Origin of the sequence: Pseudomonas idahonensis (genome assembly GCF_037903935.1) — a bacterium.
GTDB classification, from domain to species: domain Bacteria; phylum Pseudomonadota; class Gammaproteobacteria; order Pseudomonadales; family Pseudomonadaceae; genus Aquipseudomonas; species Aquipseudomonas danubii.
Window position 1 is genome coordinate 1,310,995 of sequence record NZ_CP149586.1, and the last position, 26,687, is coordinate 1,337,681.

The window sequence follows — 26,687 nt, forward strand, 5'->3', positions numbered from 1 at the left end:
CGATCAGATTGCGGCGTCGTCCTTTGTCGAGCACATGCTCCTGCGGGGCTTGAAGCTTCATGAACTCTCTCTCCGCCAAACTCCTAAAAAGCCTGGCGCCCTGGCGTGAAGCCGCTCATTGGCGCATCGCTTTCTCCGGTGGACTTGATTCCACTGTCCTGCTGCATCTCCTTGTCGATCTGGCGCATCAACATGGCCTTCCACGGCTCACGGCTGTGCATGTTCATCATGGGCTGCAAGCGGCGGCGGATGCTTGGCCGGCCCACTGTCAGGCGATCTGTGCTGCCCTGGGTGTGCCGTTGCAGGTGATTCATGTCCAGGTGCGGGCCGGTTCCAGTCTCGAAGGGGCTGCCCGGGAGGCGCGTTATGGGGCATTCGAGCGCTTGACCGCAGCCAATGAGTTGCTGCTGACAGCGCAGCATCGTGATGATCAGGCCGAAACCCTGTTGTTTCGACTGTTGCGCGGTGCTGGCGTCAGGGGGCTATCGGCAATGCCGGAAAGCCGACCTTTGGGCGCAGGGCACCTGATGCGGCCCTTGCTTGGTGTGTCCCGTGCCGAACTTGAACGTTACGCCGCCGAGCATTGCCTGAGCTGGGTCCAGGACCCTTCAAATGCCGATCATCAATATTCGCGCAATTATCTGCGGCATCAGGTGATGCCGTCGTTGATTGCTCGCTGGCCTCAGGCCGCGACCAGCATAAGTCGCAGCGCCGCCCACCTGAGAGAAGCACAGGGGCTGCTCGATGAACTGGCGATGATGGATCTGGCGACCGCCGAGGGGGAGAGCGACTTTCCCTGGCTGGACTTGCCTTCACTGGCCCTTGCCCCTTTGCAGTCGTTATCCCCGGCTCGGCAGCGCAACGTCTTGAGTTACTGGCTGAGCAAGCGTGGCCGTTTGCCGGACACCGATCATTGGGCCGGCTGGGAGAGTCTGCGGGATGCCAGCGCGCAGGGGCATCCTCGATGGTGCCTGGCCGACGGCGAAGTGCATCGCGCGGGAAGGCGAATCTGGTGGCTGTCTGGTGCCTGGTTGCAGCAGGTGAAAAGCGGGATCGAATGGCAGGATCCGGGCAGTCCGTTGCAGTTGCCTAACAATGGCCAGGTGTTTTTCGTCGGTCCGGCGCCCCAGGGCCCGTTGCACATCCGTTATCGGCAGGGTGGGGAAGTCATGCAGGTGGCCGGACGTGGTAATCGTGACCTGAAGCGTCTGCTCAACGAGGCCGGACTGCCGAGCTTCGTCCGTGGCAGATTGCCGCTGCTGTACCAGGATGAGCGGTTGCTGGCAGTGGCAAACCTGCCGGCGCTTGCGGCAAATCCCCAGGCAGGCTGGCAATTGCATTGGCGACCACTGACCAGCGATCAAGGTTTGAGCTGAAAGGGGCTTTCCGGTAGACTACGCTCCCTTCTTGATACAACTTCTGTGGATTCGCCTGAATTGCAGGAGTTGCCGATTACCAAGCAGTCTTTGCTGGGCGATTCCAAAAAATGTGTAGCGAGCAACCTACCGGTGTTTTTGCATCCGGTCTGTCACCACGCGGCGGTTTTTTTGAAAGGTGCACTGTGATTAATGCAGGTGATCGGGGGCTTCGGCCTTCCTTCGCTTTCCCCGGCGGCACTGACCGCTTTAACGCAGACTTCTAGGGTTTTTCATGACGCGCTACATATTCGTCACGGGCGGTGTTGTTTCTTCATTGGGGAAAGGCATTGCCTCGGCTTCATTGGCGGCCATCCTGGAGGCGCGGGGGCTTAAGGTCACCATGCTCAAGCTGGACCCGTACATCAACGTCGACCCGGGCACCATGAGCCCGTTCCAGCACGGTGAAGTGTTCGTCACCCACGACGGCGCCGAGACCGACCTGGACCTGGGCCACTACGAGCGGTTCATCCGCACCACCATGACCCAGAACAACAACTTCACCACTGGCCGTGTCTACGAGCACGTACTGCGCAAGGAGCGCCGTGGTGATTATCTGGGCGCCACCATCCAGGTGATTCCGCATATCACCGACGAGATCAAGCGTCGCATCATCAAGGGCGCCGGCGATGCCGACGTGGCCCTGGTGGAAATCGGCGGTACTGTGGGCGACATCGAGTCGCAACCGTTCCTCGAAGCCATCCGCCAACTGCGGGTCGAAGTCGGCTCCAAGCGCGCGATGCTGATGCACCTGACCCTGGTTCCGTACATCGCCACCGCTGGCGAGACCAAGACCAAGCCGACCCAACACTCGGTGAAGGAACTGCGCTCCATCGGTCTGCAGCCTGACGTGCTGATCTGCCGCTCCGACCATCCGGTGGATGTGTCCTCGCGTCGCAAGATCGCGCTGTTCACCAACGTTGAAGAGCGTGCGGTGATCTCCCTGGAAGACGTCGACACCATCTACAAGATCCCGGCCGTACTGCACGCCCAGGGTCTGGACGATTTCGTCGTCGAGCGTTTCGGCCTGCAATGCAACGGCGCCGATCTGTCCGAGTGGGAAAAGGTGGTAGACGCCAAGCTCAACCCTGAGCATGAAGTCACCATCGCCATGGTCGGCAAGTACATGGAACTGCTGGACGCCTACAAGTCGCTGATCGAAGCGATGAGTCACGCCGGCATCACCAACCGCACCAAGGTCAACCTGCGCTATATCGATTCCGAAGACATCGAGAACCAAGGCACCGCGCTGCTGGAAGGCGTTGATGCGATCCTGGTCCCGGGCGGTTTCGGCCTGCGTGGCGTGGAAGGCAAGATCACTGCAGTGCAATACGCCCGCGAGAACAAGGTGCCGTACCTGGGTATCTGCCTGGGCATGCAAGTGGCGGTCATCGAGTTCGCCCGCAACGTCATGGGCTGGAAAGATGCCAACTCCACCGAATTCGATCGCACCAGCGGTCACCCGGTCGTCGGTCTGATCACCGAGTGGGAAGACGCCACGGGCGCTGTCGAAGTGCGTAACGAAGCGTCCGATCTGGGCGGCACCATGCGTCTGGGCGCCCAGGAATGCTTGCTTGAAGCGGGCTCCAAGGTCCACGACTGCTACGCCAAGGACGTGATCATCGAGCGTCACCGTCACCGTTACGAAGTGAACAACAAGCTGCTGCCACAGCTGATCGAGGCTGGCCTGAAGATCTCTGGTCGCTCGGGCGACGGCGCGCTGGTTGAAGTGGTCGAAGCTGCGGATCATCCATGGTTCGTCGCTTGCCAGTTCCACCCTGAGTTCACCTCGACGCCACGTGACGGTCACCCACTGTTCAGCGGTTTCGTCAAAGCAGCATTGGCTCAACACCAGAAGAAGGCTTGAACCTGATGGCGCAGAAGATCATCCGCGTAGGCAACATCGAGATCGCCAACGACAAGCCGATGGTGCTGTTCGGCGGCATGAACGTGCTGGAAAGCCGCGACATGGCGATGCAGGTCTGTGAAGAGTACGTACGGGTTACCGAGAAGCTCGGTATTCCCTACGTGTTCAAGGCCAGCTTCGACAAGGCCAACCGTTCGTCGGTGACTTCTTATCGTGGTCCTGGCCTGGAAGAGGGCATGCGGATTTTCGAAGACGTGAAGCAGGCCTTCGGCGTGCCGATCATCACCGATGTCCACGAGCCGGCCCAGGCCGCGGTGGTCGCCGAAGTCTGCGACATCATCCAGCTGCCGGCGTTTCTCTCGCGGCAGACCGACCTGGTGGTGGCCATGGCCAAGACCGGTGCGGTGATCAACATCAAGAAGGCCCAGTTTCTCGCGCCTCAGGAAATGAAACACATCCTGAGCAAGTGCGAAGAGGCGGGTAATGATCAGTTGATCCTCTGCGAGCGCGGCTCCAGCTTCGGTTACAACAACCTGGTGGTGGACATGCTCGGCTTCGGCATCATGAAGCAGTTCGAATACCCGGTGTTCTTCGACGTGACCCATGCCCTGCAGATGCCGGGCGGTCGCGCCGACTCCGCGGGTGGTCGTCGGGCTCAGGTCACCGACTTGGCCAAGGCCGGCATGAGCCAGTCCCTGGCCGGCCTGTTCCTGGAAGCCCACCCAGATCCGGACAACGCCAAGTGCGACGGCCCTTGTGCTTTGCGCCTGGACAAGCTTGAGCCGTTCCTGGCTCAGCTCAAGGCTCTGGACGAGCTGGTCAAGAGTTTCCCCACGGTAGAAACCGCGTAAAACCGGCGACTTCCTCTGTAGGAGCCGGCTGGCCGGCGAAGGTGTCCTCGCGGGCCCGTTCGCCAGCCAGCCGGCTCCTACAAGAATGCAATTTGACCCACAAGTTATAAATCGAGCGGTACTCAGCGTTTTCGTCAACTTTGGAGTGTTTACAACAATGGCAAAAATCGTCGACATCAAAGGTCGTGAAGTTCTCGACTCCCGTGGCAACCCCACTGTCGAAGCGGACGTGCTTCTCGACAACGGCATCATCGGCAGTGCTTGCGCGCCGTCCGGTGCCTCCACCGGCTCGCGCGAAGCGCTGGAGCTGCGTGATGGCGACAAGAGCCGTTACCTGGGCAAGGGCGTGCTCAAGGCGGTAGCCAACATCAACGGTCCGATCCGCGACCTGTTGCTGGGTAAAGACCCGATCGACCAGAAAGCGCTGGATCAGGCGATGATCAAGCTCGACGGTACCGAGAACAAGGCCACCCTGGGTGCCAACGCCATCCTCGCCGTGTCCCTGGCCGCGGCCAAGGCTGCCGCCCAGGACCAGGACCTGCCGCTGTACGCTCACATCGCCAACCTCAACGGCACCCCAGGCGTCTACTCGATGCCGGTACCGATGATGAACATCATCAACGGTGGCGAGCACGCCGATAACAACGTCGACATCCAGGAGTTCATGGTGCAGCCGGTTGGCGCCAAGTCCTTCTCGGAAGGTCTGCGCATGGGCACCGAGATTTTTCATCACCTCAAAGCCGTGCTGAAGGCCCGTGGCCTGAACACCGCTGTGGGCGATGAAGGTGGTTTTGCGCCCAACCTGGCTTCCAACGAAGATGCGCTGAAAGTCATCTCCGAGGCCGTGGCCAATGCCGGTTACACCCTGGGCACCGACGTGACCCTGGCTCTGGACTGCGCCGCCAGCGAGTTCTACGAAGACGGTAAGTACAACCTGTCCGGCGAAGGCCAGGTGTTCACCGCCGAAGGTTTTGCCGAGTACCTCAAAGGCCTGACTCAGCGCTACCCGATCATCTCCATCGAAGACGGCCTGGACGAGTCCGACTGGGCGGGCTGGAAGATCCTCACCGACAAGATCGGCGACAAGGTGCAACTGGTCGGTGACGACCTGTTCGTGACCAACACCAAGATCCTGAAAGAAGGCATCGACAAGAAGATCGCCAACTCGATCCTGATCAAGTTCAACCAGATCGGCACCCTGACCGAAACCCTGGAAGCCATCCAGATGGCCAAGGCTGCCGGTTACACCGCCGTGATTTCGCACCGTTCCGGCGAAACCGAAGACTCGACCATCGCCGACCTGGCTGTGGGCACCTCGGCTGGCCAGATCAAGACCGGCTCCCTGTGCCGTTCCGACCGCGTATCCAAGTACAACCAATTGCTGCGTATCGAAGAGCAATTGAACGGCAAGGCCAAGTACAACGGTCGCAGCGAGTTTCGCGGCTAAGCCGTAGATGGTAAAAAGACACCGGATTGTGTCGGGAAAATCGCTACAGCGAGTTTTTTGCCACTAATCTGATGCCTTAAGAGCACGAAGCCTGGTTCTTCCAGGCTTCGTGCTATCAGTAGGTCCGAAGTTGTTGGCATGGCTGTCTTTTTTCACTGGATACCCGATATTCGATGCGCAGTCCCAATTGGTTGTTCCTGGTCTTGCTCTTGCTGCTGGCTGGCTTGCAGTACCGCCTGTGGGTGGGGAGCGGCAGCTTGGCCCAGGTAGCTGACCTGACTCAGCAGATTGCCGACCAGCACGCTGAAAACGAGCGTTTGCTGGAGCGAAATCGCGTACTCGATGCGGAAGTCATGGAACTGAAGAAGGGCATGGAGACCGTTGAAGAACGGGCTCGCCACGAGTTGGGCATGGTCAAGGAGGGTGAAACCCTCTACCAGTTGGCCCAATGAGCGATAGATTGCCGGCCTTCTGGGCCGTGATTCCTGCCGCGGGCGTCGGTGCCCGCATGGCCGCGGATCGTCCCAAGCAGTACCTGCAACTGGGCGGACGCACAATTCTCGAACACAGCCTCGGCTGTTTCCTCGACCATCCTGGCCTCAAGGGGCTGGTGGTCAGCCTGGCGCTGGACGATCCTTACTGGCCAACCCTGGCCTGTGCCCATGACTCGCGTATTCAGCGGGTCGAAGGTGGCACCGAGCGTTCCGGGTCGGTACTCAATGCCTTGCTTCATCTGCATGCTCAGGGCGCGGCCGATGAGGATTGGGTTCTGGTTCACGATGCCGCACGCCCCAATCTTTCCCGAGATGACCTGGACAAGCTGCTGAGTGAATTGGCGCATGACCCGGTGGGCGGGCTGCTGGCGGTGCCGGCCCGGGACACCCTGAAGCGGATCGACAAGCACGGAAGGGTTTTGGAAACCGTGGATCGCAGCCTGATCTGGCAAGCCTACACACCGCAGATGTTCCGTCTTGGCGCGCTGCACCGCGCCTTGGCCGACAGCCTGGTGGCCGATGTGGCGATCACCGATGAGGCTTCGGCAATGGAATGGGCCGGGCAGGCGCCACGCCTGATCGAAGGCCGTTCCGACAACCTCAAGGTCACTCGCCCCGAGGATCTTGAGTGGCTGCGCCAGCGTTGGTCCAATCGGCGCTGATCGCGGGCGGGCGCTGAACCTTGTAGCCGCTGCCGCAGGCTGCGAACGACTCCGAAGGAGGCGCCGCTCCTGAAACCCCGAAGGCCCTGCGTCAGCGGCTACACATCGCGGTATTCCGGGCGTTCGGCCAAGCCTTGCTTGAGATAATCCACCAGCTTGCGCACTTTCGGCGACAGATGCCGTTGCTGTGGATAGAGCGCCCAGACTGCGGTGTTGGGCGGCTGGTGAGCTTCCAGCAAGGAAACCAGCGTACCGTCCTGCAGGTGCTCCAGAACGTAGTAGTCCGGCAGTTGGCAGAGTCCGACGCCTTGTAATGCCGCGTCCAGCACTGCCTGTCCGCTGTTGCAGCGCCAGTTGCCCTGCACCCTTTGCGAAAATTCGCGCTCGTCGACCTCCAATTGCCAGATATCCGAGCTGCCGATCAGGCAGTTGTGCCGGCTCAATTCCGAAAGGCTGTGAGGGCGGCCATAGCGTTCCAGATAGGACGGCGATGCACATAGGTACATGCGGCGTGGTGCCAGGCGAGTGGCGACCAGGCGTGAGTCCTGCAGGCGTCCCAGGCGAATGGCCAGGTCGAGCCCCTCGTGCACCAGGTCCAGGGGACGGTTGCTCAGTTCTATGTCCACCCGCAATTGCGGATAAAGGCTCATGAAACGCGTGACCAGCGGCACGATGAAACGCTCGCCATAGGCCACTGCGCAAGTCATGCGCAGCATGCCCTTGGGCTCACTGGTCAGGTCCCCCACGGCTCGCAACGCTTCCTCGCGCCCGTCCTGCAAGCGTTGGCAATGCTGGAGAAAGGTCTGCCCGGCCTCGGTCAGGGTGACGCGGCGGGTACTGCGATACAGCAGGCGGGTCTGCAAGCGCTCTTCCAGGCGCACCACCTGGCGGCTGATATGAGATGAGGACACCCCCAAGCGTTCCGCAGCGGCAGTGAACTGGCTGCATTCGGCGACTGCGACAAATTCGTCGATGCCTTCCCAACGGTTTTCGCTCATTGATTATCCCTGCATGGCAATAATGTTTTGCTTTTGCCTGGATTATTCATCGCCTTGCGCTGTTTTACACTCACTGCCTCGTTTTTATTCGCTGGAGAGTCAGGATGATCAAGTCACGTGCTGCCGTAGCCTTCGAGGCCAAGAAGCCCCTGGAAATCGTCGAAGTGGATGTTGCCATGCCCAAGGCCGGCGAAGTGCTGTTGCGGGTTGTCGCTTCCGGCGTCTGCCACACCGACGCCTACACCCTGTCCGGTGCTGACCCGGAAGGCATCTTCCCGGCGATCCTCGGCCATGAAGGCGGTGCAGTAGTGGAGGCGGTGGGCGAGGGCGTGACCTCGGTGGCCGTCGGCGATCATGTGATCCCGCTCTACACCCCAGAATGTGGCAAGTGCAAATTCTGTCTGTCGGGCAAGACCAACCTCTGTCAGGCCATTCGCGCTACCCAGGGCAAAGGCCTGATGCCTGATGGTACTACCCGTTTTTCCTACAAGGGTCAGCCCATTTTCCACTATATGGGTACCTCGACATTCTCCGAGTACACCGTTCTGCCGGAAATCTCCGTGGCCAAGATTCCCAAGGACGCGCCTCTGGAGAAGGTCTGCCTGCTGGGTTGCGGCGTGACCACAGGTATTGGCGCGGTGATCAACACCGCCAAGGTCAAGGCCGGTGACACCGTGGCCATCTTCGGCCTGGGCGGCATTGGTCTGTCGGCGGTAATCGGTGCGGTCAAGGCCAAGGCCGGGCGCATTATTGCTATCGATATCAATCCGGCCAAGTTCGAGATCGCCAAGCAATTGGGCGCCACCGACTGCGTCAACCCCAAGGATTTCGACCGTCCGATCCAGGAGGTCATCGTCGACATGACCGACGGCGGCGTGGATTTCTCCTTCGAATGCATCGGCAACGTGCAACTGATGCGCGCAGCCCTGGAATGCTGCCACAAGGGCTGGGGCGAATCGGTGATCATTGGTGTGGCCGGTGCCGGCCAGGAAATTTCGACCCGTCCCTTCCAGCTGGTGACTGGCCGCGTTTGGCGCGGTTCGGCATTCGGTGGCGTGCGTGGTCGCAGTGAGCTGCCAAGCTACGTGGAAATGTCCCAGACCGGCGAAATCCCGCTGGATACCTTCATTACTCACACCATGGGCCTGGAAGATATCAACAAGGCTTTCGACCTGATGCACGAAGGCAAGAGCATTCGTTCGGTCATTCATTTCTAAGAGCAGCGGCAAGCGGCAAGCCACAAGCACCAAGAAGGGATTCCCACTTGCGGCTCGTAGCTTGCGGCTTGTGGCTGGAGGTCTGCCATGAGTCTGGAAAACCTTTCCTGCCAGAAGAGCTTCGGCGGCTGGCACAAACGCTACAAGCATCATTCCCAGGTGTTGGGCTGTGACATGGTGTTCGCCGTGTACTTGCCGCCCCAGGCGGAGCAGGGGGGCAAGCTGCCGGTGCTTTACTGGTTGTCCGGCCTGACCTGCACCGACGAGAACTTCATGCAAAAGGCCGGCGCCCAGCGCCTGGCGGCGGAACTGGGCCTGATCATCGTCGCTCCGGACACCAGCCCTCGCGGCGCAGGCGTGCCCGGTGACCCGGAGGGCGCTTGGGACTTTGGCCTGGGCGCGGGGTTCTATCTGAACGCGACGCAGGAGCCCTGGGCCCAGCATTATCGGATGCATGACTATGTGGTGAACGAACTGCCGGAGTTGGTGGAGGCGCACTTTCCCGCGTCGCAGAAACGTGGGATCAGCGGCCACTCCATGGGCGGTCACGGGGCGTTGGTCTGCGCGTTGCGTAATCCCGGTCGCTATCAGTCGGTTTCGGCGTTCGCTCCTATCAGTAATCCCATGGATTGTCCTTGGGGGCAGAAAGCGTTTTCCCGGTATCTGGGGGAAGAGCGCTCACGCTGGCGCGAGTGGGATGCCAGCGTATTGATCGCCGAGGCCACGGAAAAGCTGCCGTTGCTAGTGGATCAGGGGGATCGCGACGATTTCCTCGCCGGCCAGCTCAAGCCTGAAGTTCTGCAGCAAGCGGCAAAGAATGCCGGGCATGAGCTGACGCTGCGCATGCAGCCCGGTTATGACCATAGCTACTTCTTTATCGCCAGCTTTATAGACGATCACTTGCAGCACCATGCACGTGCTCTTAACGCCTAATACCCGCCAAAGCAGGTAGAATCACGCCCTGACTTTTTCGGGGCGTTTTTTTATGCGTATTGGCCACGGCTACGATGTGCACCGTTTCGCTGAGGGCGACTTCATTACTTTGGGCGGTGTGCGTATCGCCCATCATTCTGGGTTGCTCGCCCACTCCGACGGTGATGTGTTGTTGCATGCACTCAGTGATGCCCTGCTGGGCGCCGCGGCGCTGGGGGATATCGGCAAGCATTTTCCGGACACCGATCCGCAGTTCAAAGGTGCCGACAGCCGCGTCCTGCTGCGTCATGTTGTCGCGCTGATCCATGCCAAAGGCTGGAAGGTCGGCAACGTCGACAACACCATCGTCGCCCAGGCCCCAAAAATGGCGCCTCATATTGAAACCATGCGGGCCTTGATTGCCGAGGACCTGCAAGTCGAACTGGATCAAGTGAACGTGAAGGCCACCACCACCGAAAAACTCGGTTTCGTCGGTCGCGAGGAAGGTATCGCGGTGCACTCCGTAGCCTTGTTGCTGCGCCCATGAATGAACTGCAACTGTTGGGCCCGCGGGCCTATGGCGATGCCCTGGGCAGCGCGGTGCTCAAGGCCACTGCCGAAGATTTCCAGGTCGATGAAGTGCTCGATATCCCGCTGAGCGGTGAAGGCGAGCACCTGTGGCTGTGGGTGGAAAAGCGTGGCTTGAATACCGAAGAGGCCGCGCGGCGGATTGCCAAGGCCGCCGGAGTGTCGTTGCGCACCGTGAGCTACGCCGGGCTCAAGGATCGCCAGGCGCTGACTCGCCAATGGTTCAGTGTGCAACTGCCGGGCAAGGCTGATCCGGATCTTGGCGCGGCGGAAAACCACACCCTGAAAATCCTCAAGGCCACCCGCCACAAGCGCAAGCTACAGCGTGGAGCCCATGCGGCCAACGGTTTTACCCTGCGTCTGACAGAGCTTACGGCGGACCATTCGGCCATTGATGAGCGTTTGCAGCAGATCGCCCAGTTTGGGATTCCCAACTATTTCGGCGCCCAGCGTTTTGGCCACGACGGCGGCAATCTAGTGGATGCCCGCGGCTGGGCCGCGCGCCAGGCACTGCCAGAGCAGCGCAATGTGCGTTCGCGGTTGTTGTCTACGGCCCGCAGCTACTTGTTCAACCAGGTGCTGGCAGCACGGGTGGCGAACGGTAGTTGGCAGCAGGCGCAGATAGGTGACCTGCTGGCGTTTACCGACAGTCGCAGCTTTTTCATGGCCGGGCCTGATGAATGCTCGGACCCACGCCTGGCGATTCTCGACCTGCACCCCACCGGTCCGCTGTGGGGGGAGGGTGTTTCTCCGGCGGGCGGTGTATCCCATGAGCTTGAGCAACAGATTGCCGGTCGTGAGGCGGCACTCTGTGATTGGCTGATTAAAGCCGGCATGAGCCACGAACGACGCATCCTGCGGCTGCCCATTGGCGGTTTGACGTGGCATTATCCCGAGCCTGACATTCTGCAACTGGAATTCGTCCTGCCGGCCGGGTGTTTCGCCACCGCATTGGTGCGTGAACTCGTCGATCTGGTGCCGGTGGGGCAGACGGACAGCTCATGCGTATTCTGATTTCTAACGATGATGGGGTAACTGCACCCGGTATCGCCGCGCTGCATGCTGCGTTGGCGGATTACGCCGAGTGTGTGGTTATCGCACCGGATCAAGACAAAAGCGGCGCCAGCAGTTCGCTGACGCTCGACCGTCCGTTGCATCCGCATACCCTCGGCAATGGTTTCATCAGTATCAATGGCACACCGACCGACTGCGTTCACCTGGGGCTTAACGGCCTGTTGGAGCATGAGCCGGACATGGTGGTGTCGGGAATCAACCTGGGGGCCAACCTCGGTGATGACGTGCTGTATTCCGGAACCGTCGCCGCTGCGCTTGAAGGACGTTTCCTGCAGCGCCCGGCGATTGCCTTTTCGCTGGTGTCGAGGCAGGTAGAAAACCTCGCCACTGCTGCCCATTTCGCGCGCAAGCTGGTACAGGCTCAGGGCTTGCTGGATTTGCCACCACGGACGGTGTTGAACGTGAATATTCCCAACCTCCCGCTTGATCATATCCGTGGCATACAGCTGACCCGGTTGGGCCATCGCGCGCGCGCAGCGGCGCCCATGAAGGTCGTCGATCCCCGTGGCAAGTCGGGTTACTGGATTGCCGCCGCAGGGGACGCCGAAGATGGCGGTCCAGGTACTGACTTCCATGCTGTCATGCAAGGTTATGTGTCGATCACGCCGTTGCAGCTCGATCGCACCTTCAATGAGGCGTTCAGGAGTCTGGATGGTTGGTTGGAGGGGCTGCGCTGATGGCTCGTGAGCAGGACGATTTGCTACGACGGGGAATAGGCATGACTTCCCAGCGAACCCGCGAGCGCCTGATCCAACGGCTTTACGATGAGGGCCTGTCCAATCCCCAGGTATTGGAAGTCATTCGTCGTACACCACGGCATCTGTTCGTTGATGAAGCTCTGGCGCACCGTGCCTATGAAGACACAGCGCTGCCCATCGGCCATAACCAGACGATCTCCCAGCCTTATATGGTGGCTCGCATGAGCGAGTTGCTGTTGGCGGCAGGCCCGCTGGACAAAGTGCTGGAGATCGGTACCGGTTCCGGCTACCAGACGGCAGTACTGTCGCAGTTGGTTGAGCGGGTGTTTTCGGTGGAGCGGATCAAGGTCCTGCAGGATCGGGCCAAGGAGCGTCTGCAGGAATTGAACCTGCGTAATGTGGTGTTCCGCTGGGGCGATGGTTGGGAGGGCTGGCCAGCGTTGGCGCCTTACAACGGCATCATCGTCACCGCCGTGGCTACCGATATTCCTCAGGCACTGCTTGATCAACTGGCGCCTGGTGGGCGCCTGGTCATTCCAGTGGGAGCCGGAGAAGTACAGCAGTTGATGCTGATCATTCGTGAAGAACATGGCTTTGCCCGACATGTCCTGGGGGCGGTGCGGTTTGTACCGTTGCTCAATGGGCCACTGGCCTGAGCATTTATCGCCGCCTGGGTGAATTCTGTTTGCCGGGTTGTGTCTTAGTGCCGTATTGATCGGCAATGAGTGGGACGGCGATCAATGGCAACCTCTTGTGACTGTGTGTTGCGCTTTGCCAGCCGTAAAGCGCCTGCCTCCAGTTATACTTGCGTCATTTCATGCCTGAGCCAGGCAATTAATATCGTCAACCACCATAAAGGGAGCGGCGGGTGAGTCTCACAGTCATTGCGCAGCGTATGGGTATAACAAGCTTTCAGCGACTGATGATTGGCCTTGTCTTGAGTTCCTTGTTGGTCGGTTGCTCCAGCACCAAGTCCAGCAGTGTGGGTGTGGTTGAACGCAGTAATAATGCGGCGCCTCAGCGTCCAACTGTGACCACGGGACAATATGTAGTACGTCGCGGGGATACGCTGTTCTCCATCGCGTTTCGCTACGGCTGGGACTACAAGGCGTTGGCTGCTCGTAACAATATTGCCGAGCCCTATACCATCCATCCGGGGCAAACCATTCGTTTTGATGGTCGCACGGGTGTTGCGCCGACAACTGTGGTTACCAGCACCCAGTCTGGTGCATCGTCCTCCAGCAAGACCACGGTTATTCGTCGTCCGGCGGGGGCAACGACAGCCACCGCAACGGGCACTTCTACAGCTACTGCAAGCAAGCCGGCGCCCGCTCCGGTTACGCCTGCAGGCCCCGCTCCGACGGGCTGGGGCTGGCCTTCCAACGGTGTTCTGATTGGAAAATTCTCTTCAAACGGTAGTTTGAATAAAGGCATTGATATCGCCGGGGATTTGGGACAGCCTGTTTTAGCTGCGTCTGATGGGACGGTGGTTTACGCCGGGAGTGGCTTAAGGGGCTACGGCGAATTAGTCATCATCAAACACAACGAAACCTACGTCAGTGCTTACGGCCACAACCGCAAGCTATTGGTTCGGGAGGGACAGCAGGTCAAAGTCGGACAGACAATTGCCGAGATGGGATCAACTGGTACAGACCGGGTGAAACTGCACTTTGAGATTCGCCGACAAGGTAAACCTGTAGATCCGCTGCAATTCCTGCCACGTCGTTGATCCGTTACCAGCCTGTTCCGCTCACGTAGAGGGAACAGGCTCCAGCGTTGCCAAGGATTAAGGCGCCGCTTGAGCCTGAGGTCGAACTCACCAAAGGACTATAACAATGGCTCTCAGTAAAGAAGTGCCGGAGTTTGACATCGACGATGAAGTTCTCCTTATGGAGAGCAGCATCGATATGGATTCGATGTCGAATAATGAGGGGGCAACTCCACCTTCCGTTCGCGCCAAATCCAAAAGCTCCGCTTCACTTAAGCAACACAAGTACATTGATTACACGCGTGCCCTCGATGCAACGCAGTTGTACCTCAATGAAATCGGCTTTTCTCCATTGCTCTCTCCCGAAGAGGAAGTGCACTTTGCGCGTTTGTCGCAGAGTGGCGACCCCGCCGGGCGCAAGCGCATGATTGAAAGTAACTTGCGACTGGTGGTGAAAATTGCCCGACGCTATGTCAATCGTGGATTGTCGCTGCTGGACCTGATCGAAGAGGGCAACCTCGGCCTGATCCGGGCAGTGGAGAAGTTCGACCCGGAACGCGGCTTCCGTTTTTCGACCTACGCCACCTGGTGGATTCGCCAGACCATCGAACGGGCGATCATGAATCAAACCCGGACCATCCGGTTGCCGATTCATGTGGTCAAAGAGCTTAACGTCTACTTGCGCGCCGCCCGTGAGTTGACGCAAAAACTCGATCATGAACCCTCTCCCGAAGAAATCGCCAACCTGCTGGAGAAGCCGGTGGCTGAAGTCAAACGCATGCTCGGTCTGAATGAGCGGGTTTCTTCGGTTGATGTCTCGCTGGGACCGGATTCGGATAAAACCCTGCTGGACACCTTGACTGACGATCGTCCAACGGATCCTTGTGAACTGTTGCAGGACGATGATCTGTCGCAAAGCATCGATCAATGGCTGTCCGAATTGACTGAAAAGCAGCGTGAAGTGGTGGTCCGCCGCTTTGGCCTGCGAGGTCATGAGAGCAGCACTCTTGAAGATGTTGGCCTGGAGATTGGCCTGACCCGTGAGCGGGTTCGACAAATCCAGGTTGAAGGCCTCAAGCGCCTGCGAGAGATCCTTGAGAAGAATGGGTTGTCCAGTGAGTCTCTATTTCAGTAGCTTCTGGAACTGACTCGCAAGAGCCCCGATCTATTCGGGGCTTTTTATTGCGTGATTATTTTGACTCTGAGTTCTGGGATTCTGGTCAGGGTTGGGATTACTCTTCACTGGCGTGTAAGCAATAGATTACGTTTCCGTAAGTGTTCGGTTCTCGATTGCTTCAGACTTGCCTGAAATGGTTTAAGTGATTTTTTATATTGTTGATTTATAAGTATTTTTTAAGTCTTTCTGTTTGTGTTCGACAAGTTTTCCGGGGAATAGTGCGATTGCTCTTACCAGGGAATTCTCTAATATCAGCCCTGTGTCGACGGATAGACACAGCCATCAAGGACGATGGTCAGGACATCGCAGGAAGCGATTCATCAGGACGATGAAAAGGAACACAGGGACTAGGGAAAAATGTGGGCGGGTCATACCGCCCCTTTTTTTGCCTGTCGAAAAGTCCCGAGGACAAGAGCCCTATTCCCAGAAATGCAAAAAGGCCCGCAAGGGGCCTTTTCAGGAACGCGGGGGCAATCAGCGTTCGAGGTCTTTGATCTTGCCTTTGACGCCATCCCACTCTGCGGCATCCGGCAACGATTCTTTCTTTTCAGTGATATTCGGCCAGATCTCTGCCAGCTCGACGTTCAGCTGAATGAACTCCTGCATCTCCTCCGGGACTTCATCCTCGGAGAAAATGGCTACAGCCGGGCATTCAGGCTCGCACAGCGCGCAGTCAATGCACTCATCCGGGTGAATCACCAGGAAGTTCGGCCCTTCGTAAAAGCAGTCCACCGGACAGACTTCTACGCAGTCGGTGTACTTGCACTTGATGCAGTTGTCGGTGACGACGAAGGTCATTTCTAATTCTCTCCTCAGGCGGCGGCAGCGGAGCCCCTACATGACGGGGTCGCCAGGTTTGGGAGCGATAGTCTGCGAACCAGGCTAATAGTCCGCAGCATCCCAAACCGCGCAAGATTCTAACAGCTTGAAGGCGTTCGCGTTAGATGCGTGTCTTCAATGTATAGAGCATTTCCAGTGCCCGGCGTGGCGTCAGGTCATCCAGATCCAGTTTGGCCAGTTCCTCGAGGACTGGGTGCGGCAGGCTGGCAAACAGGTCGCTTTGCTGCGGAACTGAGGCTTTGCCTGGCGCGGGTCGTGGCGTTTCGTGGGGCAGGCTGGTGGTCTCCAGGCGGCTCAAATGTTCACGGGCTCGCCCGATGACCGCGCTGGGAACCCCCGCCAGCTGGGCTACCGCCAGGCCATAACTCTGGCTGGCAGGGCCGGGCAATACATGGTGCAGGAAGACGATGCGCTCGTTGTGCTCAGTGGCATTGAGGTGCACGTTGGCCACCAGCGGCTCGCTTTCCGGCAGTACGGTCAGTTCAAAATAGTGGGTGGCGAACAGGGTGTAGGCCCGCAGATGGGCGAGACGTTCTGCCGCAGCCCAGGCCAGGGAAAGTCCGTCGAAAGTACTGGTGCCGCGGCCCACTTCGTCCATCAGCACCAGGCTGCGTTCAGTGGCGTTGTGCAGGATGTTCGCGGTTTCACTCATTTCTACCATGAAGGTCGAGCGACCGCCGGCCAGGTCGTCGCTAGAGCCGATCCGAGTAAAGATCCGATCCACCAGGGACAGCTCGCAGCTCGCCGCCGGGACAAAACTGCCGATATGGGCCAGCAGTACGATCAGCGCAGTCTGGCGCATGTAGGTGGATTTACCGCCCATGTTAGGACCGGTGATCACCAGCATCCGGGTGTTGTCGTCCAGATTCAGGTCGTTGGCCACAAAAGGTGTGGTCAATACTTGCTCCACCACCGGGTGACGGCCCTGGGTGATGCGCATGCAAGGCTCGCTGACAAAACGCGGGCAATTGAGGTCCAGGTTCAGCGCGCGTTCGGCCAGATTGCTCAGCACGTCCAGTTCCGCCAGGGCACCGGCGGTATCCTGCAGCGGCGGCAGATGGCTGATCAGGGTTTCCAGCAGCGCATCGTAGAGCATCTTTTCCCGGGCCAGGGCGCGGCTCTTGGCCGACAGCGCCTTGTCTTCAAACTCCTTGAGTTCCGGAGTGATGAAGCGCTCGGCGCCCTTCAGGGTCTGGCGACGAATGTAATCCGCCGGTGCCTGCTCGGCCTGTTTGCTCGGCAGCTCGATGAAGTAGCCATGAATGCGGTTATAGCCGACTTTGAGGTTGGCCAGACCGGTACGGGCTTTTTCCCGGGCTTCCAGATCGATCAGGAATTGCCCGGCGTTCTCGCTCAAGGATTGCAGTTCGTCGAGCTCGGCGTCGTAGCCGGTCTTGAGCACGCCGCCGTCGCGGATCACCGCCGGCGGGTTGTCGATGATCGCTTTGGCCAGCAGCGCGGCCAGTTCCGGGTAGGTGCTGGTGGTGACTGCCAGTTGCTTGAGGTGCTCTGCCTCCAGTTCGGTCATCGCCTCTTGCAGCTCTGGCAAGGCTGCCAGGGCATCACGCAGGCGAGCCAGGTCCCGCGGACGGGCATTGCGCAAGCCGATTCGCGCGAGAATCCGCTCGATATCGCCGATTTCCTTCAACTGCGGCTGCAGCCGTTCGAAACGGTAGCCGTCCAGCAGGCAGGTGATCGAGGACTGACGCGCCTGCAAGACCTTGAGATCCCGCAGCGGGCGGTTCAGCCAGCGGGTCAGCAGGCGGCTGCCCATGGCGGTCTGGCAGCGATCGACCACCGATTGCAGGGTGTTGTCGCGTCCACCGGCCAGGTTGGTGTCCAGCTCCAGGTTGCGGCGACTGGCACCGTCCAGCACCACCGTGTCGTCCAGGCGTTCGTGCCGCAGGCTGCGCAAGTGGGGCAGGGCGGTGCGCTGGGTTTCCTTGGCGTAGCTCAACAGGCATCCGGCGGCGCCGATGGCCAGGGTCAGGGTCTCGCAACCAAAGCCCTTGAGGTCTTGGGTGGAGAATTGCTGGCAGAGGCTCTTGTGGGCCGAGTCGCGCTCGAAGTCCCAGGGGGCGCGACGTCGAACACCCCGGCGCTTTTCCGCCGGCAGGCCTTGTGGCCAGTCATCAGGGATCAGCAGCTCCACTGGATTGATGCGTTCCAGCTCCGCCAGCAAGTTCTCCCAACCCTTGATTTCCAGGACGCTGAAATTGCCGCTGGTGATGTCCAGCACCGCCAGGCCGAACAAGCGCTCATCGCCCAGCACGGCCGCGATCAGGTTGTCGCGGCGTTCGTCCAGCAGGGCTTCGTCGCTGACGGTGCCCGGGGTAATGATACGCACCACCTGACGTTCCACGGGGCCTTTGCTGGTGGCCGGATCACCCACTTGCTCGCAGATGACCACCGACTCGCCGAGCTTCACCAGCTTGGCCAGGTAACCTTCGGCGGCGTGGTAGGGAATGCCACACATGGGAATTGCCTGTCCCGCCGACTGTCCGCGTGCCGTCAGGGTGATGTCCAGCAGCTTGGCGGCCTTCTTTGCGTCTTCATAGAAGATCTCGTAGAAGTCGCCCATGCGGTAGAACATCAACTGATCAGGGTGCTGGTTCTTGAGGCGCCAGTACTGCTGCATCATCGGCGTGTGGGAGGACAGATCGGAGGTATTTTTACTCATTGGTATTTAGGCGGATTCGTTGAATGGGTGAAGCAAAGGAGCGCTGGGCCCGGCTTTTTGCAGATGGCGGCAAGGTTACCATGGGCGCCCTGGCCTCGCAGACACCAAGGCACTACTGCGTTTGTCCGGTAAATGCAGCACAAATATGCAAAACAGCATTTGTCATGGGCTAAAAGTTCGAGCACTATGCGTTCTATGCAAATACGCAATGTTTCTACCGTCTTAAGAGAGCTGCTGGATCGTGATGGAATCTCCCCCACGGAGCTTCACCGTCGGACTGGTGTGCCTCAATCCACCCTCTCGCGGATTCTCAGCGGGAAGATCGTCGATCCTTCGGATAAACACATCTCGCGGATCGCTGAATACTTCCAGGTGAGCACCGACCAATTGCGTGGGCGCGTGGATATCGCGCCTGCCCGGGTTGCTGCGCCCCGCGACGAGATTCATTCGGAACTCAAGGACATAAGCCTGTGGGACGACGATACCCCTGTCGATGACGACGAGGTGTCGGTTCCTTTTCTGCGTGAGGTTGAATTGGCTGCTGGATCAGGAAGATTCGTCATCGAGGAGAGCGAGCGCGCCAGCCTGCGCTTCGGCAAGCGCAGCCTGCGGCACAACGGCGTGCAGTTCGATCAGGCCAAATGCGTCACGGTGCGGGGCAACAGTATGTTGCCGGTGCTGCGCGATGGTGCCACGGTCGGGGTCAATGCCGGCAAGTGTGCCATCGGCGATATCGTCGATGGCGACCTGTATGCGATCAACCACAATGGCCAACTGCGAGTGAAGCAGCTGTATCGCTTGCCCACCGGGATTCGCCTGCGCAGCTTCAACCGCGATGAGCATCCGGATGAGGACTACAGCTTCCAGGAAATCCAGGAGGAGCAGATCAGCATCCTCGGTCACGTCTTCTGGTGGGGCATGTACGCCCGCTAAGCCATCACTGTCAGACAAAGCCCGCCACTGAGCGGGCTTTTTTTCGCCCTCGAAAAATCCCCCCCGCCCTGCATCTATGCGGTGCTCATGCATTCGCGCAATTCGCATGCATAAATAAATGCATTTACGCATTGACTGCATATGCATGAATGCATATTATCCGTCTCAAGCCGTTCAACAACGGCTGCAACGACGCTCTTTAGTGGCAAAGCAAAGGCAGCGATGAACCGGCCTCGACGGTTCAGAGGGTTGGCAACTGACCCGGGTGTGCAGCGTAAAGCACCAGAAGCAGTTATCCGGCGGACAGGGTCGCGGTCGGAGGAACAATTTGAATGGGTCCGTACCGCACCAGTCGTGCCGAAAGACCAAGGTTTGCATTACTGAAAAGCCCGGGCGACCGGGCTTTTTGGAATGCCTGCCTAACGTGGGCCACCAACAGACAGGTACCCCTTGAAACATCGTTATCAGCCTTCTATCAACTGGCCATCTCGCTGGCCTCAATCCGCACGGGAGACGTGAATGACAAACGAGCAACAAGCGTTGCTGGACATGCCGATCTGGCTGGTCATCGTCCTGGCGCTGGTCGGTGGCGTTTCCGGCGAAATGTGGCGCGCCGACAAGGAGGGCGCTCGTGGCTGGTCGCTGCTGCGGCGCCTGGCGCTGCGCTCCGGAGCCTGCGTGGTCTGCGGGGTCTCGGCGATCATGCTGCTGTATGCCGCCGGCGTCTCGATCTGGACCGCCTGCGCCTTCGGCTGCCTGACCGCCATGGCCGGCGCCGACGTCGCCATCGGCCTTTATGAGCGCTGGGCGGCCAAGCGCATCGGGGTTTGCGAACCGCCTTCACGGGATTCGAACTCGGATCGGCCTTGAGTCCCGATCGGCTTCGGCCCTCAACAAGGTCCACCGGCCCAGGCCCCTGTGACTAGGCTGCCTCGCTCTTATTCTGGAACTAGACAATGAACGAACTGACCCAGCTAAAAGACGCCATCACGTCCACGATCAAGCTGGCGATGCCCCATCTGCAGACGGTTGAGGCATTCCCCAAGGCGTTTGAAGGCGCCACTGAGCCGGCGCTCTACTTTGCCCTCACCGGCCTGGACCAGGCAGCCGACCCGGGCGACGGTCGCTGTTGCATGCGGGCCACTTTGGAGGCCCGGGTACGGGTTGACCCCGAGCTTGCACAGGCACCTTTGCAGGCGGCCATTCTGGCGGCTCAGTTAATCGAGCTGCTGCGTTGTCAGCAGTGGGATCTGGACTTTGTCGAAGGCGCGACGGCCGTGTGGGCCAAGCCTGTTGGTACGGCTGCAGAGTCGGTTTACCGCGCCGAGTGGATCGTGCAGTGGCAGCAGCTTATCTACCTGGGTCAGGAGCAATGGCCCTGGCCGAATCAACCACCGGGCACGCTGGTGTTGGGTTTCAGTCCCGACACTGGCTCCGGTCATGAGGGCGGCTACCAGTCGCCGGAGCACATGGCGTGAGTTACGTGTCTGCAACCCACGACCGCATGATTGCCGGCCTGATCCTGCCTTGCAGCGTGGTCGGCGTGGATCTGGCTGCCGGCCTGGTGCGGGTATCCGATGGCGCCGGCTGGACCAGCGCCTGGGTGCGCTGGCACAGCCAGGCCGCCGGCAAGGCCCGTCACTGGCGGGCGCCGAGCCTGGGGGAGCAGGGCGTGCTGATCAGCCCCAGCGGCGAGCCGGCCCAGGGCACCTTCGTTCCCGGCCTGTATGGCAACGCCGGTCCCCAGCCGGACAACCGTGACCACGTCGAGGTCTGGCGTTTCGAGGATGGTGGCTCGCTGGTCTATGACTGGCAGGCCAAGAGTTACAGTATCAGCCTGCCCAGCGGCACGGTGACCATTCAGGTCGGCGGCAGCTCGGCGGTGGTGACCGACAGCGCCCTGACCGGCAAGGCCGACAGCATCACCCTGACCGGAGCGATCACCTTGAATGGCGATGTGCACATCAACGGTGGGAGCTTGAAGCACAACGGGGTCAACGTCGGCTCGACCCATACCCATCTGGGTGTGATGCCGGGGCCCGGTTCAACTGCAACGCCGCAGTGACCCATGCGGGTCGTGGCCCTCACGACTCAGCGCTCACGTCTCACCTATCACCGAACACCCCATCAACCCGCCCCGAGCGGTTTTTTTGTACCCGGAGATACCTATGGCCCCCCCTAAAAAAACTCCCGGTCGCCCTGTGGGCGCCGGCACTGTGGTGTTTCGCGACACCCTTTACACCTCGCGCAATTTGATCCTGCCGGATGACCGCCAGTTGCGGGTTGCCCAGGGACAGGTGTCGGTAAAGGCCGGCGACCTTGTCGCCCTGGACTACCTGAACGCCCACCCGGATCTGCAAGCGCAGGAGTGACACGATGATCGGAATGGATCGCCGTACCGGCCTGTCGCTGTCCGGCATCGAGCATGTGCGGCAGTCCATCGAGGACATCCTGACCACGCCGCTGGGCAGTCGGCGGATGCGCCCGGAGTACGGCAGCAACCTGCGCCGCTACGTCGACTTGCCAGTAACTGGTGGCTGGAAAAGTGCGGTGCAGGCCGAAGTGGCCCGAGCGCTGTTGCGCTGGGAGCCCCGGCTGAAGCTGGAACGGGTCAGGGTGGTAGCGGTAGTGGGTGGTCAGATCAGCTTTCAACTGACCGGCCAGTACCTGGGTGATAGCGCGGTTTTGGAGGTGACGGCATGAGTACGTTGGACTTGTCGGCGCTGCCGGCGCCGCAGGTACTTGAGGCCCTGGATTTTGAGGCCTTGTACCAAGGCAAGCTGGCCACCTTTCGCCGGCATATGGGCGATAACTGGACGGCCAACCTGGAAAGCGACCCGGTGAGCAAACTGCTGGAGCTATCGGCCTACGGCGATATGCAATTGCGGGCCCGGGTCAACGATGCAGCCAAGGCGCTGCTGCTGGCCCATGCCAAGGGTACGGACCTGGATCACCTGGCGGCCAACGTCAAACTGCAGCGCCTGGTGATCCTGCAGGGTGACCCGCAGGCGGTGCCGCCGGTGGAGGAGGTCAAGGAAGCTGACGACGCTCTGCGCGAGCGCGTGCAATTGGCCTATGAAGGACTGACCACGGCCGGCCCGCGCAACAGCTACATCCTGCATGCCCGTAACGCTTCTGCGCTGGTAGCAGACGCCGAGGCCGAAAGCCCGGCACCGGCCCGGGTGACGGTCACGGTGCTGAGCCTGGAGGGAAATGGCGCGGCCAGTCCTGACTTGCTGGCTACCGTTGCCGCAGCCCTCAACGATGAAGACGTGCGACCGCTCGGCGACCGGGTCACGGTCCAGAGTGCCCAAGTCTTGCCGTATCGCATCGACGCGGTGCTGCACATGAAGGGCTCCGGCCCGGAAGGTGACGCTGCCCTGGCAGAAGCCGAGCGCAAGCTGGCTGCCTGGGTCAACCCACGCCGGCGCCTGGGCATCGAGGTGGCCCGTTCGGCCATTGATGCGCAGTTGCATGTGGCCGGCGTGGCTCGGGTCGATCTGGCGGGTTGGCAAGACATCACCCCGACCAAGGCTCAAGCGGCGTATTGCACCGGTTACAGCGTCACGCTGGGGAGCTGAAATGACCAGCCTATTGCCGATCAATAGCACGCCGCTGGAGCGCGCCCTTGAGGCGGCCAGCGCAGGCGATACCGCCATCATGCTGCGCACCCTGTACAACCCGTCCACCTGCCCGGTGCATCTGCTACCGCAGTTGGCCTGGGCCTGGTCGGTGGATCGCTGGGACCCGCGCTGGTCCGAGACGGTCAAGCGCAACGCCATTCGTGCCTCGTACTTCATCCACGCTCGCAAAGGCACCATCGGTGCACTGCGTCGGGTGGTGGAACCGCTGGGCTACCTGATCGAAGTGGTCGAATGGTGGCAGACGGTCCCTGAAGGCGAACCGGCCACCTTTGCCCTGAAAGTCGGCGTTCTGGACACCGGTATCACTGAGGAAATGTACCAGGAGCTGACCCGGCTGATCGACGACGCCAGGCCCGTCAGCCGGCACCTAACCGGACTGCTCATCAGCTTAGAAACACGTGGCACAGCCTGGGTTGGAGCCTGCGCAACCGATGGCGAAATCCTGACTGTTTACCCTTACTCGCCCGGTCCCATTGAGGTCAGCAGCCCAGCGTTGCTGTTCTCCGGTATTGAGCATTCAACTGACACACTGAGCGTCTATCCATGAGCCAGACCTACTTCGCAATTTTGACCGCCGTGGGCGAGGCCAAGCTGGCCAATGCCGCTGCCCTCGACACAAAACTACAAATCAGCAAGATGGCAGTGGGTGATGGCAATGGAACCTTGCCAACCCCCACCCGAACCCAAACCATCCTTGCAAACGAACGCTACCGCGCCAGTCTCAATACGTTGAGCGTAGATCCAACGAACACCAGCCAAGTGATGGCCGAGATGGTCATTCCCGAAACAGAGGGCGGGTGGTGGATTCGCGAGATGGGGCTTTACGATGCTGCAGGCGACCTGATAGCGGTCAGCAATTGTCCGCCAAGCTACAAGCCGCAGATGGCGGAGGGCTCTGGCCGGACTCAAGTGCTGCGAATGGTCCTGATCGTAAGCAGTACGACCTCGGTACAACTGAAGATCGATCCGTCCATAGTGCTCGCCACTCGCGAGTATGTTGACCTCGCTTTCGACAGTAGACTGCCTGCGGACAAGGTTGCTGGTACCTACACCCAGGTCAGCGTCAGCAAGCGTGGCATTGTCGTTGCTGGTGCAAATCCAACCACCTTAGCGGGCTATGGGATTACCGACGCCTATAACCGAGTCGATGTGGTCTATCTGATCAATCAGGCGGTGAAAGACCTGGCCACGAAAGCGACCACACTGGCGGGCTATGGCATCACCGATACCTACAAACGTGGCGATGTGGACTATCTGATCAACCAAGCGGTGAAAGACCTAGCCACGAAAGCGACCACCCTGGCGGGTTATGGCATCACCGATGCCTACAAGCGTAGTGACGTGGACTCCCTGATCAATCAGGCACTAATAGGCCTGGCGAAGTCTGCCACAACCCTGGCCGGATACGGTATTACCGATGCTTACAAAAAAGTTGACACTGAGTATCTGATCAATCAGGCGGTAACTGCGCTGCTGCCAAAGCGAAACTATACATACAACGACTCAATCCGAATTCCTGACGTACCGGGAGGCCTGATAATTCAGATGGGGTCAGTGGTGGTTTCGCCTGAGTCGAGCCTTAATGTGAGCTTGCCGGTTTCCTTCAACACAATTTGCGGGGTAATCGCAGGCATGGGTGTCTCTGGTTGGAACACTACAGGCAACTACAGCGCCTACGCGGTTCCGATTTCAAATGGGGTTATCAGATTGACGCAAGATGTCTCGACATCTAGTGGTGCTGGCAATCAAACGATTTATTACTTTGCGTGGGGTAACTGATGGGATTCCTCTACAGCTTTGAAACGGCGTCTTGGTATCACCCTGATTACAACTCAGAGATTCCAGCGGATGCGGTCGAAGTGGAGCAGCGCTTGCGAGATGAACTGCTTGCAGGTGTGGGCATAAACACGGTGATCGTGAAGGGGAAAGACGGAACACCAGAACTTGGCCCGCGCCCACCCGTGTCCCCTGCTCAGTTCATGGCTAAGGAACGCAGATGGCGTGATGCTGAGTTGACGTCCGTTATGTGGCTGCGCGAGCGGCATCGAGATCAGCTGGAAATTGAAGCTCCCAGGACGCTGACAGGTGAGCAATTCAAGGAGCTACTGGTGTACATGCAATCCCTACGCGACTGGCCGCAATCCCCGGACTTTCCACAGATTGAACATCGTCCGGTGGCGCCGCCCTGGATCGCCGAGCAAACCCAGTAAACGCCCCGCACCGCCGGGGCGTTTTCTTTCCCGCTTTCCCTTAACTCAACATCCCTTACAGCCCCCTTCACCCGGGGCTTTTTCATGTCTGGAGTTTATCCATGAGTGGTTTTTTCCACGGCGTTACCGTTACTAACGTCGACACCGGCACGCGCACTATTTCGCTGCCGTCGTCTTCGATCATCGGCCTGGTGGACACCTTCACCGAAGGCCCGACCGCCGCTGCCAAGGTCAATGACCTGCTGCTGATCACCAACGAGCGCGAGGCCATCGCGGCCTGGGGCCCGGATGCGGCCATCACCAAGGCCTGCCAGGCCATCTACCAGCGGGCCAAGGCGGTGATCGTCGCTTGTGGCGTGGCCAAGATGACCGACGCGGCCGAGCAGACTTCGGCGATCATCGGCGGGGTGCTGGCCGACGGTAAGCGTACCGGTCTGCAGGCGCTGCTGGACGGCAAGAGCCGTTTCAACGCCCAGCCACGTCTGCTGGTTACCCCCAAGCACAGCTCGACCCTGGCCATCGGCACCGCCCTGGTGGCCCTGGCGGACAAGCTGCGTGGCCTGGCCATTCTCGATGGTCCCAATACCACCGACGAAGCGGCCATGGCCTACGCCAAGAACTTCGGCGCCAAGCGCGCCTATATGGTCGACCCGGGTGTTCAGCACTGGGACAACGGCGCCAATGCCACCGTCGATGCGCCAGCCTCGGCCTGGGTTGCCGGTCTGTTCGCCTGGACCGACAACGAGTACGGCTTCTGGGCCTCGCCGTCGAACAAGGAGTTCGTCGGCATCACCGGCACCAAGCGGCCGATCGAGTTCCTCGACGGCGATGAAACCTGCCGCGCCAACCTGCTGAACAACGCCAACATCACCACCATCATTCGTGATGCGGGCTTCCGCCTGTGGGGCAACCGCACGCTGTCCAGCGATCCGAAATGGGCCTTCGTCACCCGGGTGCGGACCATGGACATCGTCATGGACGCCATCCTCTTCGGCCACAAATGGGCCGTGGACCGCTCGATCACCGCGACCTACGTCAAGGACGTCACCGAAGGCCTGCAGGCGTTCATGCGTGATCTGAAGAACCAGGGCGCGATCATCAATTTCGAGGTCTACGCCGACACCGAGCTCAACACCGCCAGCCAGCTGGAGCAGGGCAAGGTGTACTGGAACATCCGCTTCACCGACGTACCGCCCGCCGAAAACCCCAACTTCCGGGTCGAGGTCACCAACCAGTGGTTGACCGAAGTCCTCGACCAAGCCGCTTAAGGAG

Annotated in this window: 28 protein-coding genes; 25 read left to right on the forward strand and 3 right to left on the reverse strand. The window is 59.9% G+C overall.

The genetic code is table 11. The annotated features are described in order from the left end of the window. Positions 1–59: 59 nt before the first annotated feature. The 6 genes from tilS (at position 60) to ispD (ending at position 6,736) form a co-directional block, all read left to right on the forward strand. Positions 60–1,376 carry a tRNA lysidine(34) synthetase TilS gene (gene tilS, locus WIN67_RS05875; protein WP_339070753.1) on the forward strand — a complete coding sequence of 439 codons (1,317 nt, stop codon included), beginning with the start codon at positions 60–62 and terminating at the stop codon, positions 1,374–1,376. Between the two features lie 274 nt (positions 1,377–1,650). Then, positions 1,651–3,282, forward strand: a complete 1,632-nt coding sequence (locus tag WIN67_RS05880; protein ID WP_102878557.1) for a CTP synthase — start codon at positions 1,651–1,653, stop codon at positions 3,280–3,282. A 5-nt stretch (positions 3,283–3,287) separates the two neighbouring features. After that, positions 3,288–4,133: a 3-deoxy-8-phosphooctulonate synthase gene (gene kdsA / locus WIN67_RS05885; RefSeq protein ID WP_011059542.1), complete on the forward strand. Its 846-nt coding sequence runs from the start codon at positions 3,288–3,290 to the stop codon at positions 4,131–4,133. A 157-nt stretch (positions 4,134–4,290) separates the two neighbouring features. Then, on the forward strand, positions 4,291–5,580 hold the full coding sequence (gene eno / locus WIN67_RS05890; protein WP_102878558.1) for a phosphopyruvate hydratase: 1,290 nt from the start codon (positions 4,291–4,293) through the stop codon (positions 5,578–5,580). 173 nt (positions 5,581–5,753) lie between these two features. Further along, complete coding sequence (gene ftsB / locus WIN67_RS05895) at positions 5,754–6,032, forward strand: cell division protein FtsB (protein ID WP_102861382.1); 279 nt, start codon at positions 5,754–5,756, stop codon at positions 6,030–6,032. Continuing rightward, positions 6,029–6,736, forward strand: coding sequence for a 2-C-methyl-D-erythritol 4-phosphate cytidylyltransferase (gene ispD / locus WIN67_RS05900; RefSeq protein ID WP_253083805.1), 708 nt, complete (start codon positions 6,029–6,031; stop codon positions 6,734–6,736). Before ftsB ends, ispD begins: the two co-directional genes overlap by 4 nt. Positions 6,737–6,834: 98 nt before the next feature. On the opposite strand, the gene WIN67_RS05905 is transcribed toward ispD, so the two are convergent. Next, the gene (locus WIN67_RS05905) at positions 6,835–7,734 is read right to left on the reverse strand and encodes a LysR substrate-binding domain-containing protein (protein ID WP_339070754.1); all 900 of its coding nucleotides are present in this window, start codon (positions 7,732–7,734) and stop codon (positions 6,835–6,837) included. Between the two features lie 104 nt (positions 7,735–7,838). Between WIN67_RS05905 and WIN67_RS05910 the strand changes: the two genes are divergently transcribed. From WIN67_RS05910 to rpoS, 8 genes are all read left to right on the forward strand, one after another. Continuing rightward, entirely contained in the window at positions 7,839–8,951 is a 1,113-nt protein-coding gene (locus tag WIN67_RS05910; protein WP_102861385.1) for an S-(hydroxymethyl)glutathione dehydrogenase/class III alcohol dehydrogenase, read from the forward strand. Positions 8,952–9,038: 87 nt separating this feature from the next. Further along, positions 9,039–9,884, forward strand: a complete 846-nt coding sequence (gene fghA / locus WIN67_RS05915; RefSeq protein ID WP_123393584.1) for an S-formylglutathione hydrolase — start codon at positions 9,039–9,041, stop codon at positions 9,882–9,884. 52 nt (positions 9,885–9,936) lie between these two features. Continuing rightward, on the forward strand, positions 9,937–10,410 hold the full coding sequence (ispF, locus tag WIN67_RS05920; protein WP_102878561.1) for a 2-C-methyl-D-erythritol 2,4-cyclodiphosphate synthase: 474 nt from the start codon (positions 9,937–9,939) through the stop codon (positions 10,408–10,410). Continuing rightward, the gene (gene truD, locus WIN67_RS05925; protein ID WP_123393582.1) at positions 10,407–11,465 is read left to right on the forward strand and encodes a tRNA pseudouridine(13) synthase TruD; all 1,059 of its coding nucleotides are present in this window, start codon (positions 10,407–10,409) and stop codon (positions 11,463–11,465) included. Before ispF ends, truD begins: the two co-directional genes overlap by 4 nt. Continuing rightward, entirely contained in the window at positions 11,453–12,202 is a 750-nt protein-coding gene (surE, locus tag WIN67_RS05930) for a 5'/3'-nucleotidase SurE (RefSeq protein ID WP_102861388.1), read from the forward strand. Before truD ends, surE begins: the two co-directional genes overlap by 13 nt. 41 nt (positions 12,203–12,243) lie before the next feature. Continuing rightward, positions 12,244–12,879 carry a protein-L-isoaspartate(D-aspartate) O-methyltransferase gene (locus WIN67_RS05935; RefSeq protein WP_170001073.1) on the forward strand — a complete coding sequence of 212 codons (636 nt, stop codon included), beginning with the start codon at positions 12,244–12,246 and terminating at the stop codon, positions 12,877–12,879. 212 nt (positions 12,880–13,091) lie between these two features. Continuing rightward, positions 13,092–13,952 carry a peptidoglycan DD-metalloendopeptidase family protein gene (locus WIN67_RS05940; RefSeq protein WP_102878564.1) on the forward strand — a complete coding sequence of 287 codons (861 nt, stop codon included), beginning with the start codon at positions 13,092–13,094 and terminating at the stop codon, positions 13,950–13,952. A gap of 106 nt (positions 13,953–14,058) precedes the next feature. After that, positions 14,059–15,066, forward strand: coding sequence for an RNA polymerase sigma factor RpoS (gene rpoS, locus WIN67_RS05945; protein ID WP_016964675.1), 1,008 nt, complete (start codon positions 14,059–14,061; stop codon positions 15,064–15,066). Between the two features lie 516 nt (positions 15,067–15,582). Here the strand turns inward: rpoS and fdxA are convergent. Together fdxA and mutS are read right to left on the reverse strand one after the other, a co-directional pair. After that, positions 15,583–15,906, reverse strand: a complete 324-nt coding sequence (gene fdxA / locus WIN67_RS05950; RefSeq protein ID WP_102861392.1) for a ferredoxin FdxA — start codon at positions 15,904–15,906, stop codon at positions 15,583–15,585. 142 nt (positions 15,907–16,048) lie between these two features. Continuing rightward, positions 16,049–18,628, reverse strand: a complete 2,580-nt coding sequence (mutS, locus tag WIN67_RS05955) for a DNA mismatch repair protein MutS (protein WP_102861393.1) — start codon at positions 18,626–18,628, stop codon at positions 16,049–16,051. A gap of 186 nt (positions 18,629–18,814) precedes the next feature. Here mutS and WIN67_RS05960 point away from each other — a divergent pair, with 186 nt between their 5' ends. The 11 genes from WIN67_RS05960 (at position 18,815) to WIN67_RS06010 (ending at position 26,683) form a co-directional block, all read left to right on the forward strand. After that, complete coding sequence (locus WIN67_RS05960; RefSeq protein WP_102861394.1) at positions 18,815–19,561, forward strand: LexA family transcriptional regulator; 747 nt, start codon at positions 18,815–18,817, stop codon at positions 19,559–19,561. Positions 19,562–20,080: 519 nt separating this feature from the next. Next, the gene (locus tag WIN67_RS05965) at positions 20,081–20,431 is read left to right on the forward strand and encodes a phage holin family protein (protein ID WP_110596488.1); all 351 of its coding nucleotides are present in this window, start codon (positions 20,081–20,083) and stop codon (positions 20,429–20,431) included. 86 nt (positions 20,432–20,517) lie between these two features. Continuing rightward, positions 20,518–21,039, forward strand: coding sequence for a hypothetical protein (locus WIN67_RS05970; protein ID WP_339070755.1), 522 nt, complete (start codon positions 20,518–20,520; stop codon positions 21,037–21,039). After that, a complete protein-coding gene (locus tag WIN67_RS05975) occupies positions 21,036–21,626 on the forward strand; it encodes a phage baseplate assembly protein V (protein WP_170001070.1) in 591 nt (196 codons plus the stop codon). The genes WIN67_RS05970 and WIN67_RS05975 overlap by 4 nt, the downstream gene beginning before the upstream one ends. Positions 21,627–21,729: 103 nt before the next feature. Further along, entirely contained in the window at positions 21,730–21,933 is a 204-nt protein-coding gene (locus tag WIN67_RS05980) for a hypothetical protein (protein ID WP_339070756.1), read from the forward strand. Positions 21,934–21,937: 4 nt separating this feature from the next. Beyond that, the gene (locus tag WIN67_RS05985) at positions 21,938–22,264 is read left to right on the forward strand and encodes a GPW/gp25 family protein (RefSeq protein WP_102861399.1); all 327 of its coding nucleotides are present in this window, start codon (positions 21,938–21,940) and stop codon (positions 22,262–22,264) included. Beyond that, positions 22,261–23,142, forward strand: coding sequence for a baseplate assembly protein (locus WIN67_RS05990; RefSeq protein WP_102861400.1), 882 nt, complete (start codon positions 22,261–22,263; stop codon positions 23,140–23,142). Before WIN67_RS05985 ends, WIN67_RS05990 begins: the two co-directional genes overlap by 4 nt. Position 23,143: 1 nt before the next feature. After that, positions 23,144–23,752 carry a phage tail protein I gene (locus tag WIN67_RS05995; RefSeq protein WP_339070757.1) on the forward strand — a complete coding sequence of 203 codons (609 nt, stop codon included), beginning with the start codon at positions 23,144–23,146 and terminating at the stop codon, positions 23,750–23,752. Beyond that, the gene (locus tag WIN67_RS06000; protein WP_339070758.1) at positions 23,749–24,984 is read left to right on the forward strand and encodes a phage tail protein; all 1,236 of its coding nucleotides are present in this window, start codon (positions 23,749–23,751) and stop codon (positions 24,982–24,984) included. Before WIN67_RS05995 ends, WIN67_RS06000 begins: the two co-directional genes overlap by 4 nt. Then, positions 24,984–25,415 (forward strand): phage tail assembly chaperone, encoded by a 432-nt coding sequence (locus tag WIN67_RS06005; RefSeq protein WP_339070759.1) that lies wholly within the window; start codon positions 24,984–24,986, stop codon positions 25,413–25,415. Before WIN67_RS06000 ends, WIN67_RS06005 begins: the two co-directional genes overlap by 1 nt. A 101-nt stretch (positions 25,416–25,516) precedes the next feature. Then, positions 25,517–26,683 (forward strand): phage tail sheath subtilisin-like domain-containing protein, encoded by a 1,167-nt coding sequence (locus tag WIN67_RS06010; RefSeq protein WP_102878571.1) that lies wholly within the window; start codon positions 25,517–25,519, stop codon positions 26,681–26,683. Positions 26,684–26,687 lie beyond the last annotated feature (4 nt).

Bases quoted from the DNA above. Each gene is read 5' to 3' on its own strand.
- tilS (WP_339070753.1), top strand. From the start codon at position 60: ATGAACTCTCTCTCCGCCAAACTCCTAAAAAGCCTGGCGCCCTGGCGT.
- WIN67_RS05880 (WP_102878557.1), top strand. From the start codon at position 1,651: ATGACGCGCTACATATTCGTCACGGGCGGTGTTGTTTCTTCATTGGGG.
- kdsA (WP_011059542.1), top strand. From the start codon at position 3,288: ATGGCGCAGAAGATCATCCGCGTAGGCAACATCGAGATCGCCAACGAC.
- eno (WP_102878558.1), top strand. From the start codon at position 4,291: ATGGCAAAAATCGTCGACATCAAAGGTCGTGAAGTTCTCGACTCCCGT.
- ftsB (WP_102861382.1), top strand. From the start codon at position 5,754: ATGCGCAGTCCCAATTGGTTGTTCCTGGTCTTGCTCTTGCTGCTGGCT.
- ispD (WP_253083805.1), top strand. From the start codon at position 6,029: ATGAGCGATAGATTGCCGGCCTTCTGGGCCGTGATTCCTGCCGCGGGC.
- WIN67_RS05905 (WP_339070754.1), bottom strand. From the start codon at position 7,734: ATGAGCGAAAACCGTTGGGAAGGCATCGACGAATTTGTCGCAGTCGCC.
- WIN67_RS05910 (WP_102861385.1), top strand. From the start codon at position 7,839: ATGATCAAGTCACGTGCTGCCGTAGCCTTCGAGGCCAAGAAGCCCCTG.
- fghA (WP_123393584.1), top strand. From the start codon at position 9,039: ATGAGTCTGGAAAACCTTTCCTGCCAGAAGAGCTTCGGCGGCTGGCAC.
- ispF (WP_102878561.1), top strand. From the start codon at position 9,937: ATGCGTATTGGCCACGGCTACGATGTGCACCGTTTCGCTGAGGGCGAC.
- truD (WP_123393582.1), top strand. From the start codon at position 10,407: ATGAATGAACTGCAACTGTTGGGCCCGCGGGCCTATGGCGATGCCCTG.
- surE (WP_102861388.1), top strand. From the start codon at position 11,453: ATGCGTATTCTGATTTCTAACGATGATGGGGTAACTGCACCCGGTATC.
- WIN67_RS05935 (WP_170001073.1), top strand. From the start codon at position 12,244: ATGACTTCCCAGCGAACCCGCGAGCGCCTGATCCAACGGCTTTACGAT.
- rpoS (WP_016964675.1), top strand. From the start codon at position 14,059: ATGGCTCTCAGTAAAGAAGTGCCGGAGTTTGACATCGACGATGAAGTT.
- fdxA (WP_102861392.1), bottom strand. From the start codon at position 15,906: ATGACCTTCGTCGTCACCGACAACTGCATCAAGTGCAAGTACACCGAC.
- mutS (WP_102861393.1), bottom strand. From the start codon at position 18,628: ATGAGTAAAAATACCTCCGATCTGTCCTCCCACACGCCGATGATGCAG.
- WIN67_RS05960 (WP_102861394.1), top strand. From the start codon at position 18,815: ATGCGTTCTATGCAAATACGCAATGTTTCTACCGTCTTAAGAGAGCTG.
- WIN67_RS05965 (WP_110596488.1), top strand. From the start codon at position 20,081: ATGACAAACGAGCAACAAGCGTTGCTGGACATGCCGATCTGGCTGGTC.
- WIN67_RS05970 (WP_339070755.1), top strand. From the start codon at position 20,518: ATGAACGAACTGACCCAGCTAAAAGACGCCATCACGTCCACGATCAAG.
- WIN67_RS05980 (WP_339070756.1), top strand. From the start codon at position 21,730: ATGGCCCCCCCTAAAAAAACTCCCGGTCGCCCTGTGGGCGCCGGCACT.
- WIN67_RS05985 (WP_102861399.1), top strand. From the start codon at position 21,938: ATGATCGGAATGGATCGCCGTACCGGCCTGTCGCTGTCCGGCATCGAG.
- WIN67_RS05990 (WP_102861400.1), top strand. From the start codon at position 22,261: ATGAGTACGTTGGACTTGTCGGCGCTGCCGGCGCCGCAGGTACTTGAG.
- WIN67_RS05995 (WP_339070757.1), top strand. From the start codon at position 23,144: ATGACCAGCCTATTGCCGATCAATAGCACGCCGCTGGAGCGCGCCCTT.
- WIN67_RS06000 (WP_339070758.1), top strand. From the start codon at position 23,749: ATGAGCCAGACCTACTTCGCAATTTTGACCGCCGTGGGCGAGGCCAAG.
- WIN67_RS06005 (WP_339070759.1), top strand. From the start codon at position 24,984: ATGGGATTCCTCTACAGCTTTGAAACGGCGTCTTGGTATCACCCTGAT.
- WIN67_RS06010 (WP_102878571.1), top strand. From the start codon at position 25,517: ATGAGTGGTTTTTTCCACGGCGTTACCGTTACTAACGTCGACACCGGC.